Origin of the sequence: Tsukamurella pseudospumae (assembly GCF_001575205.1) — a bacterium.
In the GTDB taxonomy this organism is placed as follows: domain Bacteria; phylum Actinomycetota; class Actinomycetes; order Mycobacteriales; family Mycobacteriaceae; genus Tsukamurella; species Tsukamurella pseudospumae.
Genome location: NZ_LSRE01000001.1, coordinates 64,291 through 82,642, shown reverse-complemented (window position 1 = coordinate 82,642; position 18,352 = coordinate 64,291). Strand labels below are relative to the sequence as shown.

General features: G+C 68.1%; 17 protein-coding genes. 6 read left to right on the top strand and 11 right to left on the bottom strand.

Annotation, left to right across the window (positions count from 1 at the left end; genetic code table 11):
• Positions 1-24: 24 nt before the first annotated feature.
• From AXK61_RS00375 to AXK61_RS00365, 3 genes are read left to right on the top strand one after another with little or no spacing between them, the layout of a single operon-like run.
• Entirely contained in the window at positions 25-837 is an 813-nt protein-coding gene (locus tag AXK61_RS00375; RefSeq protein ID WP_068569676.1) for a hypothetical protein, read from the top strand.
• Positions 819-1,439 carry a CPBP family intramembrane glutamic endopeptidase gene (locus tag AXK61_RS25600; protein WP_231855334.1) on the top strand — a complete coding sequence of 207 codons (621 nt, stop codon included), beginning with the start codon at positions 819-821 and terminating at the stop codon, positions 1,437-1,439. The genes AXK61_RS00375 and AXK61_RS25600 overlap by 19 nt, the downstream gene beginning before the upstream one ends.
• Before the next feature lie 38 nt (positions 1,440-1,477).
• On the top strand, positions 1,478-2,122 hold the full coding sequence (locus AXK61_RS00365; protein WP_068743236.1) for a L,D-transpeptidase: 645 nt from the start codon (positions 1,478-1,480) through the stop codon (positions 2,120-2,122).
• Between the two features lie 64 nt (positions 2,123-2,186).
• Here the strand turns inward: AXK61_RS00365 and AXK61_RS00360 are convergent, their stop codons facing one another.
• Positions 2,187-3,671: a flavin-containing monooxygenase gene (locus tag AXK61_RS00360; protein ID WP_068743234.1), complete on the bottom strand. Its 1,485-nt coding sequence runs from the start codon at positions 3,669-3,671 to the stop codon at positions 2,187-2,189.
• Positions 3,672-3,782: 111 nt separating this feature from the next.
• Positions 3,783-4,241 (bottom strand): Rieske (2Fe-2S) protein, encoded by a 459-nt coding sequence (locus AXK61_RS00355; RefSeq protein WP_068743524.1) that lies wholly within the window; start codon positions 4,239-4,241, stop codon positions 3,783-3,785.
• 26 nt (positions 4,242-4,267) lie between these two features.
• Between AXK61_RS00355 and AXK61_RS00350 the strand changes: the two genes are divergently transcribed.
• The gene (locus AXK61_RS00350; RefSeq protein WP_156485511.1) at positions 4,268-4,753 is read left to right on the top strand and encodes a hypothetical protein; all 486 of its coding nucleotides are present in this window, start codon (positions 4,268-4,270) and stop codon (positions 4,751-4,753) included.
• Between the two features lie 13 nt (positions 4,754-4,766).
• Here the strand turns inward: AXK61_RS00350 and AXK61_RS00345 are convergent, their stop codons facing one another.
• On the bottom strand, positions 4,767-5,285 hold the full coding sequence (locus tag AXK61_RS00345) for a gamma carbonic anhydrase family protein (RefSeq protein WP_068743230.1): 519 nt from the start codon (positions 5,283-5,285) through the stop codon (positions 4,767-4,769).
• 10 nt (positions 5,286-5,295) lie between these two features.
• The gene (locus AXK61_RS00340; protein WP_068743228.1) at positions 5,296-6,018 is read right to left on the bottom strand and encodes a VIT1/CCC1 transporter family protein; all 723 of its coding nucleotides are present in this window, start codon (positions 6,016-6,018) and stop codon (positions 5,296-5,298) included.
• 27 nt (positions 6,019-6,045) lie between these two features.
• On the opposite strand from AXK61_RS00340, the gene AXK61_RS00335 reads away from it, so the two are divergent.
• The gene (locus AXK61_RS00335) at positions 6,046-7,203 is read left to right on the top strand and encodes an iron-containing alcohol dehydrogenase (protein ID WP_068743226.1); all 1,158 of its coding nucleotides are present in this window, start codon (positions 6,046-6,048) and stop codon (positions 7,201-7,203) included.
• On the opposite strand, the gene AXK61_RS00330 is transcribed toward AXK61_RS00335, so the two are convergent.
• From AXK61_RS00330 to AXK61_RS00315, 4 genes are all read right to left on the bottom strand, one after another.
• On the bottom strand, positions 7,200-8,708 hold the full coding sequence (locus AXK61_RS00330; protein WP_197466708.1) for an alpha/beta hydrolase family protein: 1,509 nt from the start codon (positions 8,706-8,708) through the stop codon (positions 7,200-7,202). The genes AXK61_RS00335 and AXK61_RS00330 overlap by 4 nt on opposite strands.
• A 120-nt stretch (positions 8,709-8,828) precedes the next feature.
• Positions 8,829-9,461 (bottom strand): DUF305 domain-containing protein, encoded by a 633-nt coding sequence (locus AXK61_RS00325; RefSeq protein ID WP_068743223.1) that lies wholly within the window; start codon positions 9,459-9,461, stop codon positions 8,829-8,831.
• Positions 9,462-9,544: 83 nt separating this feature from the next.
• Positions 9,545-9,952, bottom strand: coding sequence for a hypothetical protein (locus AXK61_RS00320; RefSeq protein ID WP_139057725.1), 408 nt, complete (start codon positions 9,950-9,952; stop codon positions 9,545-9,547).
• A gap of 35 nt (positions 9,953-9,987) precedes the next feature.
• Positions 9,988-10,665 (bottom strand): FadR/GntR family transcriptional regulator, encoded by a 678-nt coding sequence (locus AXK61_RS00315; RefSeq protein ID WP_068569949.1) that lies wholly within the window; start codon positions 10,663-10,665, stop codon positions 9,988-9,990.
• A gap of 83 nt (positions 10,666-10,748) precedes the next feature.
• Here AXK61_RS00315 and AXK61_RS00310 point away from each other — a divergent pair, with 83 nt between their 5' ends.
• Positions 10,749-11,987: an MFS transporter gene (locus AXK61_RS00310; RefSeq protein ID WP_068569696.1), complete on the top strand. Its 1,239-nt coding sequence runs from the start codon at positions 10,749-10,751 to the stop codon at positions 11,985-11,987.
• Between the two features lie 4 nt (positions 11,988-11,991).
• Here the strand turns inward: AXK61_RS00310 and AXK61_RS00305 are convergent, their stop codons facing one another.
• The 3 genes from AXK61_RS00305 to AXK61_RS24670 all read right to left on the bottom strand — a co-directional run bounded on the left by AXK61_RS00305 (position 11,992) and on the right by AXK61_RS24670 (position 16,084).
• Complete coding sequence (locus AXK61_RS00305) at positions 11,992-12,558, bottom strand: vitamin K epoxide reductase family protein (protein ID WP_068569698.1); 567 nt, start codon at positions 12,556-12,558, stop codon at positions 11,992-11,994.
• A 70-nt stretch (positions 12,559-12,628) separates the two neighbouring features.
• Positions 12,629-14,995 (bottom strand): ATP-binding cassette domain-containing protein, encoded by a 2,367-nt coding sequence (locus AXK61_RS00300; protein WP_068569700.1) that lies wholly within the window; start codon positions 14,993-14,995, stop codon positions 12,629-12,631.
• 108 nt (positions 14,996-15,103) lie between these two features.
• Positions 15,104-16,084, bottom strand: coding sequence for a hypothetical protein (locus tag AXK61_RS24670; protein WP_156485510.1), 981 nt, complete (start codon positions 16,082-16,084; stop codon positions 15,104-15,106).
• Positions 16,085-18,352: the final 2,268 nt, after the last annotated feature.

Sequence of the window (18,352 nt, the reverse complement as noted above, 5' to 3'; positions counted from 1 at the left end):
TGCACGACGAACGAGAGGCAGTCGATGACCCCCGCCCGGATCCGGATCGCCGCGGTGATCGCGGCGGTGCTGCTCGCCGTCGGTGCCTGCTCCACGGACGCGGCCACGCCCGTCGTCTCCGTCCCACCGGCCCCGCCCGCACCCGGCGCCCTGCCCGCCGACTGGAGCGAATCCGCGGTCCAGGTGCCCGTCGACGCCGGTAGCGCCGTCTACGTCGCGCCCCGCTCGCCGGGACGGCTGCGCGCCGCCCTCATCCTCGCGGGGCCCGACAAGGCGGGTCAGGTGGCGGCCGAGGAATTGTCGGTCATGCTCGCCCAGCTCGGCGTCGCGTCCCTGCGGTTCGACGGTGCGCCGTCGGCCGTGCCGGACTACGCCCAACAGCTCGACCGCGCGGGCAAGGCCCTGTCCGCCCTGGCGGACAAGGCGGGCCTCGGCGACGACCGGCTGCTCGCCGTGGGACACGGCTCCGCAGCGCCGCTGGCGCTCGCGCTGGGATCGGGGAGGACGGGGCGCGGCGCAGTGCCGATCGGTCTGATCGAGCCCGTCCTGGGGAACCTGCCCGCCGGCGCGCCCGACCCGCTGCAGAGCGCGATGGCCCTGCCACCGCAGAAGCACAACATCATCTCCTGCTCCGACGCCGACATCGCGGTGGACTGCGGCGCCGTCCAGGACCTCGCCGACGTGATGACCGGGACGCACGCGAACTACGTGCGGCTGCGCGGTGTCAGCCACGCGCTGCAGGAGGACGCCTCGCGCGATCCCGCGAAGTACGGCTCGGACCTGCTCTTCTCGGCGGGCCTGTTCCAGTCGCTGGGCTCGTGGATCTCGATGCAGTGAGCGCCCGCGGGGCTGCGGTCCTGGCGGCCGGCGCCGCCGTCGCATGGTCCAACGCGGTTCTGCCGCGACTGGCGAGCAGGTACGGCTGGGACCGCGACGCGCGCTCCGCGGCCACGCTGGGGTTCTGCCTCGCGGACGCGGCGCTCGCCCGCTTCGTCGTCCCGACGGTGCCGGGCGTCGCCGTGGGTGTCGTCCTGGCCGGCGGCGGGCTCGCGTTGGTCGAGCCCGTGGCGAGGGAGGCACCGTCGAACCGGATGAAGTGGGCGTTCGTGGACATCCCGCTCGGCACCGCGCTGCCCGAGGAGCTCCTCTTCCGCGGCGCCCTGACGCCCGCTCTGGAGGCGGCGTTCGGGCGGCCGGCGGGTGTCATCGGCGGTCCGCTGACATTCGGACTGTGGCATGTCGGGGCCGCGCGGGCGGCGCACGACCCCGTATTTCCGACAATCGTCGTCACAACGGCATTCGGGGCGGTCCTGGACACCCTCGTCCGACGAACCCGCAGGTGGTGGCCTGGATTTGTGACCCACTGGGCGCTGAACGCGGGCGGTGTGATCCTCAGCTCCGGTTCAGGGATTTCTTCACCAGGGCGTAGGAACCCGTAGAATCGTGCGCAAGGCTTGATACCGCAGGAGGAACAACGATGACTGACCGCCACCTGGGCGCCACCGGCGTCTCGCGCCGCGGGTTCGCCCGTCTCGGCGCCGGCGCCGCCGCAGCGCTCGTCGCGGCCACCGCTGCCACGGCTGCCGCGGGCGCGGCTCCCACGCCGTCGAAGCCGAAGCCGAAGCCGTCGGGCGATTCGACGAGCAGTGCGTCGACCACGGAGCCGGCCGCCGGGAACCCGGCACCGCCGGTCGCCACGAAGACCGGCTGGGTCGCGCTCGCGGACGACAACACCAAGCAGATCACCGTCTGGCACAACGGCGAGGTCGTCAAGACGATGCCCACGTCGATGGGTACCGACAAGCACCCCACGCCGAACGGCACGTACTACACGATGGAGAAGCTCCGCGACATGTACATGGACTCGTCCACGTACGGCGTCCCGGTCGATTCGCCGGAGGGCTACCGCACCTACGTGGAGTACGCCACGCGCATGTCCTGGAGCGGCATCTTCGTGCACGCCGCCCCGTGGTCGGTGAACCAGCAGGGCGTGTCCAACGCCAGCCACGGCTGCCTCAACGTGAGCACCGCCAACGGCAAGTACTTCTACGACAACTTCCCGATCGGCTCGCCGATCGTGGTGCGCAACACCGTGGGTGGCACCTACACCCCCGGCTCCTGAGCGTCCGTGAGACGAAAGAACCCGCCCCGGAAGCATCCGGGGCGGGTTCTTCGCGTTGCGGGGACTAGACGCCGGCCTTCGACGGTGCCGGGGTGGTGCCGAACTTCAGCTCGGGCGCATCGACCCGCGAGCGGCGGTAGTCGAGCGAGTCCAGCACGAAGTTGTGCCGGATCATCCACGGCTGCTCGGTGGCGGCCTTCGGCATCGCGTCGGGCGAGCGCTGCACGTAGCCGGAGCTGAGGTCGAGAGCGGGGTGCTCGGTGAGCACCTGACCGCCGACCTCGGGCTCGACGTGCGTGTAGCCCTTGATGACCATGTGGCTGAGCAGACGCGCGATGCCGCGGGCCGAGATGTCGGCGCGCAGCGTCCACGAGTTGTTCGTGTAGCCGATGATGAAGGCGAAGTTCGGCACGCCCTCGAGCATGTAGCCGCCGAACGCGAACTTGTCGTTGGGCTTGATCGGCGCCCCGTCGACATTGACCTCGACCCCGCCGAACGCGAGCAACTGCAGGCCGGTCGCCGTGATGACGATGTCCGCCTCGAGCTCGCGACCCGACGCCAGGCGGATGCCCTTCTCGGTGAAGGTGTCGATCGTGTCGGTGACGACCTCGGCCTTACCGTCGCGGATCGTCTTGAACAGATCGCCGTTCGGCACGACGCACAGGCGCTGGTCCCACGGCTCGTACTTGGGCTTGAAGTGCACGTCGACGTCGTATCCCTCGGGCAGCAGGCTCTGGTTGAGCTTGCGCAGGAACTTGCGCGAGGTCTTCGGGAACGACCGAGCCAGCACGTACTGGCCCACGTTGATCACGGCGTTGACATTGCGCGTGATGTTGTGCGAGACGGCCGCGGGCAGCACCTTCGCGCCGAACATCGTCAGCGGGTCGGCGTTGGGGACCGGCAGCACGTAGGTGGGGGAGCGCTGCAGCATGGTGATGTGCTCGACGTCGTCGGCCATCGAGGGGATGAGGGTGATGGCCGTGGCGCCGGAGCCGATGACCACGACCTTCTTGCCCTTGTAGTCCAGGTCCTCGGGCCAGTGCTGCGGGTGCACGACCTGGCCCTGGAAGGTGTCGATACCGGGGAAGGGCGGCTCGTAGCCGGCGTCGTAGTTGTAGTAGCCGGTGCAGGCGACGAGGAACCGCGACGTGTACACGACCGGCTCGCCGTCGCGCTCGGCGGTGACGGTCCACAGGTCGGTGCGGGTGTCGAAGTCGACGGTGCCGACCTTGGTCTTGAAGCTGATGTTCTTGTCGATGCCGAACTTCGCGGCCGCCTCTTCGATGTACGCCTTGATCTCGGGGCCGCTCGCGAGGCGGTTGGTGCCCTTCCACGGGAGGAAGGGGTAGCTCAGGCTGAAGATGTCGGAGTCGGAGCGGATGCCCGGGTACTTGAACAGGTCCCAGGTGCCGCCCATCTCGGCGCGCTGCTCGAGGATCGCGTAGCTGAACTGCGGCACCTCGTTGGAGACGCGGTACGCCGTGTCGATGCCGGCGAGCCCGGCACCCACGATGAGCACGTCCTTGTAGATCGCCTCGGGATTGGCCACGGGAGCCACCTCGTTTCAGTCGTGACGGCCCCGTAGCGGCTGCCTACTGAGACCGAGTCAATAACGGTTGTCCGCAATGCTACCCCGCGGTAGCTTCACGGTCCAGATCTATCACCCGACCAGCAGTTGGTCGCCCTCGCGACGCACCGGGACCGCGGCGAGCGGGGAGGCCGCGGGGCCCCTCTCGACGGCACCCGTGGCACCGTCGAACCTGCTGCCGTGGGCCGGGCATTCCAGCGTGAGCCCCTCGCTCGCGGCGACCGTCGTGCCGCGGTGCGTGCAGGACGCGTCGAAGGCGACGAACTTCCCCGCGGTCGGCTGGGCCACGACATAGGGCTTGGGGCCCGCGATGACGACGGCGTTGCCCACCGGGACCTGATCGACGGCGACCTTGGCGGCTCCACCGTTCCCGGCGCCGGTCGTGGTCCCCGGGGTCGAGCCCGACGAGGTGTCCCCGGAGTTCGACGACGTTCCACAGGCCACCGCGACGGGCAGGATCGCGATACCGGGGAGTGCCGCCAGGACGGCGCGCCTCGTGGGGCAGAAGCTTGGCTGAGTTGACTGCGTCACGGCGTCCACTCTGCCAGCATGACGACGTGCTCACAGAGATCGCGGGAATTCCCGCTCATCCACTGTTGGTCCACGGCGCCGTGGTCCTGCTTCCCCTGGCCGCGCTCGCGCTGCTCTTCGCCGCATGGTGGCCCGCCGCCCGTGCCCGACTGGGCGCCGGTCTGCCGGTGTTCGCCCTGGTCGCGGCAGGCGCCTGCTACCTCGCGAAGGAGTCGGGCGAGCAATTGGAGAAGCGGCCCTCCATGGAGGGGATGCGCTCCCAGATCGAGGAGCACTCCACGCAGGGCACGGCGACCTTCCTCTGGTCGCTGGGCCTGCTCGTGTTCGCGGTGCTGGTGTGGGCCGGATCCAGCCCGGTGGTCGCCGCACGGTTCTCGGGTGCGACGGTGCTGTCCTCGCGCGTCGGAGCGATCGTGTTGGGCGTGCTGTCGACGCTGGCGGTGGCCGCGTGCATCTGGGGCGTGATCGCCGCGGGGCACTCCGGCGCGACCATGGTGTGGGCGGGCGTGTAGCCCGACCGGACGATCAGATCGCGCCGGTCTCGCGGGCGTGCGCCTTGGTCAGCTCGACGTAGGCGCCGCCGTTCGCGCTGATGCCGGCGCGCTCCGCGTCGCTGAGCTCCCGTCGGACCTTCGCGGGGACGCCCGCGACCATCGAACCGGGCGGGATCTCCATGCCCTGCGGGACGAGCGCGTTGGCGGCGATGAGGCTGCCCGCGCCGATCACGGCGCCGTTGAGCACCGTCGCACCCATGCCGACGAGCACGTCGTCGCCGACGGTGCAGCCGTGCAGGACCGCGTTGTGGCCGATCGAGACCCGCTCGCCGACGGTCAGCGGGACGCCGGGATCGGCGTGCATGACGACGCCGTCCTGCACGTTGCTGTCGCGGCCCACCGAGATCGTGGCCATGTCGCCGCGGACCACCGCGCTGTAGAAGACGCCCACGCCGTCGGCGAGCTCGACGTCGCCGATCACCGTGGCGGAGTCCGCGACCCACGCGGTCTCGGCGATGCGGGGCGAGAGCTGTCCGAAGCGAGCGATCACGAGGGGCCTCCTAGGCGATTCCGGTGGTGCCGAGGAGCTTACCCACGGCGTAGGTGACGGCCATGGCGATCAGCCCGCCGACCACCACTCGGGCGGTCGCGCGTCGCACATCGGCGTCGCCCAGGCGCGCGGAGACGTACCCGGTCAGGGCGAGACCCACGAGCACGGCCACCACGATCACGAGGATCCGCTGCGCCTGGACGAGCGAGGCCAGGATGGGGATCGCCGCCCCCACGCTGAACGAGATCGCGGACGAGACCGCCGCGGCGATCGGGCTGGTCAGGTTGTCCTCGTCGATCCCCAGTTCCGCATCGAGGTGCGCCTGCAGCGGATCGTGCGCGGTCAGCTCTTCGGCGACGCGCCGCGCGGTGTCCGACGAGAGTCCCTTGGCGCGGTAGATCCCCTCGAGTTCGGCGAGCTCGTCGTCGGGCATCTCGCGCAGCTCCGCGCGTTCCTTGGCGATGAGAGCCACCTCGGTGTCGCGCTGCGTGCTCACGGAGACGTACTCGCCGAGCGCCATCGACACGGCACCGGCAGTCAGGCCGGCGATGCCTGCGGTGAGGATCGCGGACGACTCCCCGGTCGCCGCGGCGACGCCGATGACGATGCCCGCGGTCGAGATCAGGCCGTCGTTCGCTCCGAGGACGCCGGCTCGCAGCCAGTTCAACCGGTCGCCGACCGCGTCGTGGTGCGGCTCGAATTCGTGTGTGCCTTCGCCGATCTGCTCAGCCATGAGGAGGAGTCTAGGTACGTTCATGGGATGACTGCAGCGCAGATAGGACTTCCTCGCCGGCTCGCGGTCGGAGGCGGCGCGCTCGCCGACTCCGGCAGCCTGGTCCGGGACCTCGGATTCTCGCGGCCGGTGGTGGTGACGGACGCTTTCCTGAGCGGTCAGGGCACCGTCGCGCGGTTGGTGTCGGCGCTCACGGACGCCGGATGCGCGGTCTCGGTCTTCGACGGGACGGTGCCGGACCCGACGACGGAGTCCCTCGATCCCGGCCTCGCCGTGGTTCGCGCGCATGGCGCCGACTGCGTGATCGGCCTGGGCGGCGGCAGCCCGCTGGACACCGCGAAGGCGCTCGCCGTGCTCGCCGTCGGCGGCGGGACGATGCGCGACTACAAGGCGCCCACGGTCACCGTCGGGCCGGCCCTGCCGGTGATCGCGATCCCGACCACCGCCGGAAGCGGCAGCGAGGCCACACAGTTCAGCATCATCACCGACAGTGCCACCGACGAGAAGATGCTGTGCCCGGGCCCGGCTTTCCTCCCGATCGCGGCGATCGTCGACTACGAGCTCACGCTGTCGATGCCCGCACGGCTCACCGCCGACACGGGCGTGGACGCCCTCACCCACGCGATCGAGGCGTACGTCAGCCGCAGGGCCAATCCGTTCGCCGACGGCTTCGCCCTCACCGCGATCTCGACGATCTCGAGGAGCATCCGGGCCGTGTACACCGACGGTGCCGACCGCAGCGCCCGGGAGGCCATGATGCTCGCGGCCACCCAGGCGGGCGTCGCGTTCTCCAACAGTTCGGTCGCGCTGGTGCACGGCATGAGCCGGCCCATCGGCGCGCACTTCCATGTGGCGCACGGCCTTTCGAACGCGATGCTGCTGCCCGCGGTGATGCGCTTCTCAGTGGGCGCGGCACCGACGCGCTACGCCGCCTGCGCCCGTGCCTACGGCCTGTCCGGCGACTCCGACGACGCCCTCGCGCTCGCCCTCGTCGGGGCCATCGAGCAGCTCTGCGCCGACCTGGCCGTGCCCACGCCGCGCGAGTACGGCATCGATCGGGCGCGGTGGGACGAACTGACGCCGCTCATGGCCGAGCAGGCCCTGGCGTCGGGCTCCCCGGGCAACAACCCGCGGGTGCCCGACGCCGCCGAGATCGCCGAGCTCTACGGCGAGGTCTTCGGCTAGGCCGCGTCCGGGACCTCGGGGGCCGCAGCGGGCTCGACCGGATCGGCGGGGGAGGCCGGCGTCGGATCCGTGCCCGACGGTGCCGTCTCCACCGCCGGGGCCGCCGGGGCTTCTGGCGCTGTCGAGGCGTCCGGCGGATCCACGGGCTCGACCTCGTGGACAGGCGGCTCTGCGGGCGCCTCGTTCTGGGTCACCGGCAGCTGGTTCTCCTGCTGATCGTTCTGGACCTCGTTCTGACCCGGGTTCTGCTGGGGGAGCGGGTCGCTCTTCACCGGCTCGTTCTTCAGCGGCTCCTGTTTCGCAGGCTCCGGGTTCAACCGGCTCTGCACGGGTGAGAGTCTCTTCGTCGATCCGTCGTCGCCGACAGTCGGCTCGAGCATCGTGGTCAGCGGGACGGTGCCGGGCGTGTCGAGGGCGTGCCGCGCCGTCTGCGGGCCCGACGGGTCCGCCGTCACCGTCGGGACGGCGGCGATCAGGTCCGCGAGCAAGGCCGGGCGGGTGAGTGGACCGGGCGCGCCGGGCTCGGGTACCGGCATGAGCTGGTTCAGGACCGTGTCGAAGACCTTCGGCACGGCGAGCCCGTTGGCGCGCAACAGCCGGCCCCAGGGGTTCTCGCCGGTGTCGATGACGACCCAGGTGGTGCCGTCCTCGACCCAGGTCTTCTTGACGGTGCCGTCGGCGTAGGTGTCGATGGTCCCGGGGTGCCCGTTGATCGTGGTGGGCTTGGACGACGTCGGATGTTCCCCCTGAGCGCCGGGCGTGTACGCGATGCCGCCGGTCTCGGGGGAGTACTTGCCGATCTTCTCAGCCGTGTAGTCCTTGCCGTGCAGGTCGAAGCCGGGCAGGAAGTAGAAAGCCGCGGTGATCGGATTGGTGCCGAGCCCGCAGATGGAATCGCCCTTGATGCAGATGCTCGTCACCTCGGCGCCCGATCCCGCGGGCCCCTGCTGGACCGGCCCGTTGCGCAGTCCGGGAATGAAGGGCGGCGCGAGGTTCCAGATGCCGGAGTTCACGAAGCTGGGACCGCCGGCCTCGACGACGGTCAGCTTTCCGTCCGTTGCCTTCCTCGGGCCGGCCTTCACCAGTGCGACGCCGACCACGTCGGCGCCCAGCGACAGCGCGTACACCGTCACGTCGCCGTTGTTCGCCCTGGCGTCGTTGATCGCGGCCGCAGTCGAGTCGGAACCCTTGTCGACGGATCCGGCGTAGGTATCCCGGCCCGCCAGGCTGAGCGGGGGCAGGCCGGGGATACCCACACCGACATCGGCGGGGTAGCTGATCAGCTTCACGGCGGCCGGATCGCCGGTGTACGTGCCGCTGATCCGATCCCACTCGACCTGGCTGGTGGGATCACTGTTCCCACCCACCACGATCACGGTGTTCGCGACGGCGTTGAACAACGCCGCCGGGGCGGGGCCGGTCAGGACGAGTGCACCGACGAGTCCGGCTCCCGCAGCGCCGAAAGCCAAGGGCCTGGCGGCGGGGCGCCTGTGTCTGGACGCCATGATCATTCACTTTCATCAAATAACTAGTACTGAGGTGTACCACTACGTGATGATTGTGCACGTTTCCTGACGCGACAGGAAACAGATCGCCCCGACCGGCCGAGAATTCCTCCGAACGGACTACAGCAACTTCTCCATGCGCACGATCTCAGCCTGCTGACCGGCCTTGATCGCCTCGGCGATCTTCCGGTTCTCCGGGTTCACACCCTTGGCGATCTCGGCGTCGGCCATGGTGATCGCGCCCTTGTGGTGGGCGATCATCATCGTCAGCCACTCGCGGTCGAAGTCGGCGCCGCGCAGCGTCCCCAGCTTCTGCATCTGGTCCGCCGTCATCATCCCGTCCATGGTGTGCTCCATGGACGCGCTCGGCGCGGGCTTGCCCCACTGGGCGAGCAGCCTGGTGAAGGCGTCCATCTCGGGCTGCTGCGCCTGCTGGATCTCGGCCGCGAGCGTGACGACCTCGGGTCGCGCGCCCTTGCCCTCGACCATCTTGGCCATCTCGACGGCCTGCGCATGATGCGGGTACATCATCGTCGCGAACTCGACATCTGAGTCGTTGAAGGTCGCGTTCGCCGCGACACTCGACGACGCGGCCGACCCGCCGCCGTGACCGGCATGGGCCGCGGCGCCCGCCTGGGCGGAGCTCGACGGCGCGGCGTCCGACGAGGCGTCGGTGCCGCACGCGGCGAGAAGGGTCGCGCCGGCGGCGACTGTGGACAGGACGGTAGCGATGCGGATGCGGTTGGTGGTCATGGTGGTTCCTCGAATCTGCTCGGGTGATCGGTGTGATGGGTCGCGTCAGCGCGCCGCGGCGCGGGGCCGCGCGCGGGCGTCCATCAGACGCGGAGCAGGCAGAGTTGCGAGAGGTCGAGGACCGTCCACGGCGGGGGACCGCGCGCGACGGCGGCCCGGTCGGCCGGGCCGGTGTCCGGCGTACCGTCGGACAGGGGGAGGACGGCGACGAGGGAGGGCGCCCCGACGGACTTGTGCACCACGACGGTGCCGGCGCAGTCGTGCGCGTGGTGATCGTGGACGGCGTCGACGGACGGCTTCTCGACTGTCTGGTGATGGACGGACGGCCCGGCGACGGCAGCGACATCGGCAGGAGCATCGGGCGAGCCGTGCGACATGGCGGCCATGGCGGTGTGGCCCATCGGTATCACGCCCTGATGCATGAGAAGGACCGCGAAGCCGAGCACGACGGCGAAGGCCATCGCCGTCGTCCTACTCCGCATCGTCCGCACGCGGGCAGCATACCCCAGAGGGGTAGGGGTATGACTCAGCGCTCGCGGAGGCGGACCTCGGCGAGCAACTCGCGGGCGGCAGCGCGGGCCGCGGGCGCGTCCCCGGCGGCGACCGCATCGATGACCGCGATGTGCGCGCACTCGTACGAGGTCGCGGAGCCCACGGGGAACTCCTGCAGGTGCTCCTGGAGCACCGGCACGAGCGAGTCGTAGAACTCGAGATAGATCGCGTTGTGGCTGGCGGCGACCACGCCGCGGTGCATCGCGAGGTCCGCGACGATCGCCGCCCGCTCCGAGCCCGGGGCCACCTGATCGGGGGACCACATGCGGTTGCGCTCCTCGAGCAGACGACGCAACTCGACCACGTCGTCCTCGTCGCGGCGTTCCGCAGCCAACCCGGCCGCCGTCACCTCGAGGGCCTCGCGCAGCTCGAGCAGGTCCGTGTCGCGCGCCGCGGAGAAGTAGTCGCCCAGCGTCGAGGTGGCGCAGGCCGACAGCACGTAAGTGCCCGAACCCTGGCGCCGCTCCAGCATTCCCGCGTGGACCAGCGCCTGAACTGCCTCGCGCACGGTGTTGCGCGCAGTGCCCGTGAGCTCGCGAAGTTCGGTCTCGGTGGGTATGCGACCGCCCACGGGCCACCGTCCGCTGGCGATCTCGCCACGGAGCTGTTCTGTGACCTGGGCTATCAAGGTCTGCCTACGTACCGGTTGCATCACAGTCATCCTATCCGCACGGAAACCGCCTTGCCGTCATTGATCCATTCATCCTATGATTTCAGGGACCGTAAGGAGGGCGAATGACCAGCATCGCGACCGAGCCTCAGGAGGCCGAGCAGAGCATGGTGCGATCCGTGAAGCAGGGGCGACTGCTCGTACTGCTCGCGATCGTGCTGTTCGCGCTGACGCTCCGCACCGCCGTCACGTCGTTGACCCCGCTGCTCACGCAGATCAGCGAGGACCTGCACTTCGGCGCCACGGTCATCGGGGTCTTCGGCATGCTCCCGACCGCGATGTTCGCGGCCGCCGGCATCGTCACGCCGTTGCTCACCAACCGGATCGGTCTGGAGCGGACCACGCTGATCGCCGTGGTGGCGACGGCGATCGGCATCGGCGTCCGGTCCTTCGTCGGCGGCACCCTCGGCCTGCTGGGCTTCTCCTGCCTGGCCCTGCTGGGCATGGGCATCGGCAACGTCGTGCTACCGCCGCTGGTCAAGCGCTACTTCTCCGACAATGTCGCGGTGCTCAGCACCGCGTACCTGACCTTCGTCCAGCTCGGCACGATGGTTCCCGCGCTCACGGCGGTGCCGGTCGCCGACGCGTTCGGGTGGCGTGCGTCGCTCGCGATCTGGGCGATCATCCCGATCGCCGCGTTCCTGCCGTGGCTGGGCATCGTCCTCGCGCGGCGCGGCCACGACGTGCACGACGTCAGCGCCGAGCAGATCGCGGAGCCCCGGGGACGGATCTGGCGTTCCCCGCTGGCCTGGGGCGCGGCGGCGATGTTCGGCATGACCTCGCTGAGCACCTATTCGATGTTCACCTGGATCCCGACCATCCTGTCCGACTCGGGCGGCAGCGCCGCACTCGGCGGCAACATGGTCGCGCTGTTCTCGGGCGTCGGTTTCATCGCGACTCTGGTGATCCCCGGCCTGTGCGTGCGGATGGAGAACCCGTTCCCACTGGTCATCGCATTCCTCGGCTGCTTCGTGGTCGGCTTCCTCGGCCTGCTGCTCGCACCCATGACGCTGACCTGGCTGTGGGTGATCGCCGCTGGCCTCGGTCCGACGACCTTCCCGATGGCACTGACCCTCGTCAACCTGCGCACCCGCACCGGCGCCGGATCGGCGTCGCTGTCCGGGTTCATGCAGGGCGTGGGCTACCTCGCCGCCTGCGCCGGCCCGCTCGGCTTCGGCCTGCTGCACGAAGCCACGCACGGCTGGACGGCCCCGTTCGCGATGCTGTTCGGCTGCCTCGTGGTGCTCGGCCTGGGCGCCTACCAGGCCTGCAAGCCGCGCATGCTCGAGGACACGTGGAACTGACGGCTCAGAACTTGCTGCTCCAGTAGTCCCAGAACTCGACGGCGATCAGCGCGATGACCACGATGTACCAGAGCAGCACCAGGGCCGCGAGCAACTGACGGACCTGCTGGGTGGCCTTCGCGCCGAGCGCCGCGGCGACGGAGGTCGCCAGCACGATCGGCATGATCGTCCAGACGAGCATGCACCACAGGCACAGGGCGTGGATCTCGAACAGGCTCGAGTAGATCAGGAACACGATCAACGCGATGCCCGCAGTGGAGCCGAGCGCGAGCCCGGTCCAGAACCAGCGGGGGAGAGCCACGCCGCCGAGCGCGAGCACGCCGGCCACGATCACCACCGAGAACGACGCGATGCCGATCAGCGGGTTCGGGAATCCGAACAGCGAACCCTGCCACGAGTTCATCACCGAACCGCACGAGATCGTCGGGTCGATACTGCACCCGGGCTTGAAGTTCGGGTCCTCCAGGATCTTGATCTTGTCGATCGTCAGGGTCACCGAGGCCAGCAGGCCCAGCGCTCCGGTGACGAGCAGCAGGATGCCGGTGGTGCGACGGTTCTCAGTGATGGCCACGCACCGATCGTATGCGAACCCGCTGTGCGGTCGCTGTCAGCGGACCGTCGGCCCGGACCTTCCGGGACCGTCAGGCCCCGACGTACGCGGCGAGATGCTCCCCGGTCAGGGACGTCCGTCCCGCAACGAGATCCGACGGTGCGCCCTCGAACACGACCCGTCCGCCGTCGTGCCCGGCCCCGGGACCGATGTCGATGATCCAGTCGCCGTGGGCCATCACCGCCTGATGGTGCTCGATGACGATCACCGATTTGCCCGCGTCGACGAGGCGGTCGAGCAGGCCCAGGAGTTGTTCGACGTCGGCCAGATGCAGACCGGTGGTGGGCTCATCGAGGACGAGCACGCCGCCCTTGTCGCCCATGTGGGTGGCGAGCTTGAGCCGCTGGCGCTCACCGCCCGAGAGAGTCGTGAGGGGCTGACCGAGGCTGACGTACCCGAGACCGACATCGCTGAGATGTCCCAGGATCTTGTGCGCGGCGGGGATCTTCGCCTCGCCCTCGCCGAAGAAGCCGAGCGCCTCCGCGACGGGCATCGCCAGCACCTCGCTGATGTCCTTGCCGCCCAGGTGGTATTCGAGGACCGCCGCCTGGAAGCGCTTGCCCTCGCATTCCTCGCACGTGGTGGACGTGCCCGCCATGATCCCGAGATCCGTGTAGATCACCCCGGCGCCGTTGCACGCGGGGCAGGCTCCCTCGGAGTTCGCGCTGAACAGAGCGGGTTTGACGCCGTTCGCCTTCGCGAAGGCCTTGCGGATGTGGTCGAGCAGGCCGGTGTAGGTGGCGGGGTTGCTCCGCCGGCTGCCCTTGATCGGGGTCTGGTCGACGGTGACCACGCCCTCGCGCGGGCTGATCGAGCCGCGGATCAGCGAACTCTTCCCCGAACCCGCGACGCCGGTGATGACCACGAGCACGCCGAGCGGTACGTCGACGTCGACGTCGCGGAGGTTGTGCTCGGTCGCGCCGCGCACCTCGAGCACGCCCGACGGTGCCCGCACCGCGGCCTTGAGACGGGCGCGGTCGTCGAGGTGGCGTCCGGTGAGCGTGTCCGCCTTCCGCAGCCCCTCGACGGTGCCCTCGAAGACGATCTCGCCGCCGGCGGTGCCGGCACGGGGGCCGAGATCCACGACGTGATCCGCGATCGCGATGGCCTCGGGCTTGTGCTCGACGACGAGAACCGTGTTGCCCTTGTCCCGCAGGCGCAGCAGGAGGTCGTTCATACGGGCGATGTCGTGCGGATGGAGGCCGATGGTCGGCTCGTCGAAGACGTACGTGATGTCGGTGAGCGAACTGCCCAGGTGGCGGATCATCTTGGTGCGTTGCGCCTCGCCGCCCGACAGCGTGCCCGCGGGTCGATCGAGGGAGAGGTAGCCGAGCCCGATCTCGACGAAGGAGTCGAGGGTGAACTGCAGGTTCTCGAGGAGCGGCGCGACCGACGGCTCCTGCACGCCGCGGAGCCACCCGGCGAGCTCGTTGATCTGCATCGCGCAGCAGTCGGCGATCGACGCGCCGTTGATCTTCGAGGAGCGGGCCAGGTCGGACAACCGCGTACCGTCGCACTCCGGGCACACGGCGAAGGTCACGGCGCGCTCGACGAAGGCCCGCACGTGCGGCTGCATGGCGTCGACGTCCTTGGACAGGAAGGACTTCTGGATCTTGGGGATGATGCCCTCATAGGTGAGGTTGATCCCCTCGACCTTGATCTTGGTGGGCTCCTTGTAGAGCAGGTCGTTCAGCTCGCGCTTGGTGTACTTCGCGATGGGCTTGGCGGTGTCGAAGAAGCCGCTGCCGCGGTAGATCCGGCCCTGCCAGCCGTCCATGCTGTAGCCGGGAATGGTGAACGGGCCGTCGTCGAGCGATTTGGTGTCGTCGTAGAGGGCGGTGAGGTCGATGTCGCTGACATTCCCGCGCCCCTCGCACCGCGGGCACATCCCGCCGGTGATGCTGAAGCTGACCCGCTCCTTGACCTCGCGGCCGGCCTTGTCGTGCTTGACCGCGCCGGCACCGCTGACCGACGCGACGTTGAAGGAGTAGGCCTGCGGGGAGCCGATGTGCGGGGTCCCGAGGCGGCTGAACAGGATCCGGAGCATGGCGTTGGCGTCCGTCGCGGTGCCGACGGTCGAGCGCGGATCGGACCCGATGCGTTCCTGGCCCACGATGATCGCTGTGGTCAACCCGTCGAGGACGTCCACGTCCGGTCGCGCGAGCGTGGGCATGAATCCCTGCACGAAGGTGCTGTAGGTCTCGTTGATCATGCGCTGCGACTCGGCCGCGATCGTCCCGAACACGAGCGAGCTCTTGCCGGATCCCGAAACGCCGGTGAAGACGGTGAGCCTGCGCTTGGGCAGCTCGATGCTCACGTCCTTGAGATTGTTCTCGCGTGCACCGTGGACGCGGATCTTCTCGTGGGTGTCGGCGACGTGCGGGACGGGCTGCGACATGAACGCTCCTGATGACATCGTGGCGGCAACCGGACCAGAGTAACGAAGAAGTCGAGCACACCGCGGTGGCGTGCTCGACTTCGGAAGCGGACTGTGGGGGAGTACGACTCAGTTGTTGTACTGCGACAGCGAGACCTCGCCGGCCTTGTAGCGGTTACCCGGCGTCAGCGTGGCGCGGCCGAAGCCCTCGAGGTCCTCGAAGCCGCTCCAGTTGTCGTCACCGTCGGTGAGCCCGAACAGGTACACATCGGTGCCCAGCAGGTGCTGCACGCCGACGGTGTAGCCCTCGACATCGGTGACCAGCATCGGCATCCGATGCACGTCGACCATCAGGTCGTTGTCCTCGGGGTTGAACGAGATGAGCTTCTCGCCCGAGCTCGACAGCTGCCACTTGATCTTGTCGACGGGGCCGTCCTTCTCGGAGAAGTCCAGCAGCTCCGCCAGACGCAGCGAGCAATCGGCACTGTAGGTCGCGATCAGCGACGCGGTCTGACGCACGCGCCCCTCACGCTCGACCTTCTTGGCACGGACTTCCTCGTCGTGCTTGCGAACGAGTTCTTGGGCGCGCTTGAGGACGGACAGGTCTTCTTTGGTGATGGTGTCGGTCATGCGGTTAACAATAGCGTCATCCGCCCACCGATGGTTAATGTTTCTTCCCGGCGGCCGCGTGTCGGATCCGTCGCCCACCGACAGCCGGTGCCGCCCGCCACCGGCGTGCCGCACCCGCGATGCCGCTGCGTGCGCGAAACGCGAACCAGCTGAGGCGATCTGACGAAAATTGACCAGCGATCCGCGATGCACTGCACGCCTGGCGTTTTGGTCCGGCGCATGATCGATCATGTCAATCAAATCAATCATGCGGGATATGGAATCTATGGCCATCTGGCGCGTATCGGAACGCGCGAGCGCCGGCATCGGGCGATCGAGATTCAATCCGACAAGGCTGAACTGGTCGGTGTCCGCCGACGAAACATCCGCGCGGTACGCCTGCGCCACCTCTACTTGACGATGCCGTCCCATCAGATCCTCCTCAATCACGACCCGCGAACCGGCGATTCCCACCACATCGATTCCGGGCAGTGCGGTCACACGCGTCACAAGAGTAGGAGAAGAATACTTGCGACTGCAATGATCGTTCGCAATGAAAAGTATTGGCGCCCGCGCTTGAGGGGGACGCCCGACCGAACAACCGGCCGCGGTCGGCGGGTCGAGCTCCGCGAGCTCGCATTGGCCAGGGTGAGCGGCGAGGCGGCACCCGGGAACGACCAGCCCAACGCCCGTATATACGTCACTGTGACGTATATACGGCCGTGCCGTGAGGATAAGAAGCAGGCGTGCACGTACGAAACGGGGCACGATGGCCGTCGCACACGACCGGGCGTGCGATCCGATCGCCGAGCACGGCACCGTCGAACGGGGATGCCGAAATGCCGCGGACCTCGAGTCATGGAAGCGGCACCGGCTCAGGCGCGGACGAGGCAATTGCAGCTCACCGCGACATCCGTGTCCCTTCTCAACCGACTTGACGCACCGCATGGGGCGTGACCTGCAATGCGTCAGATCGATTGAGAGAGTGGCGGGCGCAGAATTTCTCAACTTACTTGACGCAAACCATGGAATTTCTAGGTTCGGTTGCGGTTGAGTTCGCGTTGACGTCACTCACGGCGTAGTGCCCCTCGGCGTGAGCACGTCACCGGCGCCGGAGATCAGCAGGGCCTCAAGTGCGAGTATTCCCGCGGGCGGGTGGACCAAGTGTTCGAGCACGTCCCGAGCCTAGCGGCGGGCACCGGCATCACTGGGTCGGCCGGGTGGCGAGCCACGCTCTACGGCGCGGTCTTCGTGGTCCGTTCCGAGCAGGCCTGATCGCCGCCGAGGTCGACGAGGCCGGGTATCCGATGGATCGATTCGCACCCACTGTCCGATATCGCCTCCCGGATCCAACGGGGCTTGCCGCGGCAGGTCTCGTCGATCTCTAGCACCGTAGCCGGCGCTACCGTACTGGCGAGCTCGACGAACACGGCGCGCCCGGTCGGCCGCGACACATGCGGCGACGCCGCGACCTCAACCATCGATCGGGCGATCTCGCCGACTTCACACCGATCTGGGTACACAGCCGAGTCGTGTTCCGCCGCCCCGCCGAAACCCCGGGACCTCCTCGACGAGCACACGTCGGGTGCAGACGTGAAGGCCTGATGTCGTGGGGCGAAGATGTTCTTCGCAACGCCGCCAACAAAGAAGCACCACCAGCGTCGCAGTAAGCTTACTTTACCAGTCATTACCGCTAGAGGCATTGTCTTTTGCCGATTTCGAGCAAGTCCATTGCCAGCGGGTTACGCTCGTGACGCATGGGTAATTACTCGATAGAACAGTGGGGAGAGCTTTATGAACTCAAGGACACGAGCCGTGACCGCGGCTTCAACGCTCGGCATCTTACTCTGGTCGGCAACGCCCAATCTCGCTTGGGCGGAAACCGTAGCCGGATGGACCGGACCAACGAGCATCCATGAGGGTGTGGTCTATCTACATAACTCCTCCGTCAGCAACGATTCGGGGATCGTAGCAAGAACCAAGATCTGGTCGACCAGCGGCCAGGATGTCGCTCCCAACAAGATCGCGTCGGCTCCAAGGCTTTTCAAGAGCGGAGCCCTTTGCCAAGCGGTCGGGTACACCTTCAATCCTTCGTGGTCCGCATCCCAGGAGGTGTCGACCAACGCGGACTGCGGTAGCGGATCCTACAACAGTCACGGATTTGTCAAGGTCCATACCTCCAATGCGGGCGTATTCGAGTACCCAACCTTCCCCTCGAACCCCATCAACTACGCGGGCGGCTCGTCCGCACGCGGGCTGACTGCAGCATCAGCCAAGATTCCCGACCGCACGTCCACTGTTAACGGGAAGACATACGGACCGCATGACAATTCTAAAGGTAGCCCCAACGAGCCCGACTTTGTGGCCGCATTCACTGACGACGGTAAGCTCGGGTATGTATCGTCCGCCAGAATTTCTAAGGGGCTACCTTCCGGGACCAGCCTCCCGATCGTGTCTGAGTCCGGCGAGCAAATCGGAGCTTTGACCGTGCGATGAGATTCGCAGACTCACAGGCAGCCATTCTCGAAATTCGAATCGATCATCTAGGGAGAAGTTCAGTGCAACGAATAGTCACGCCGCGCCTGACCCTGGCACTTATTGCAACGCCCTGTCTCGTGGCCGTCGCAGCCGTCGTCGCGCCTCCCGTAGCATCAGCGGATCCTGATCCCAGGATCTCATGTTCTGAAGCCGAGTCCCTGGCAGGCGAGTGCATATCAGGGATCGTGGCTCAAGGCGAGGAGCCGATGACATCTCTAGTCAAGTCGGCAG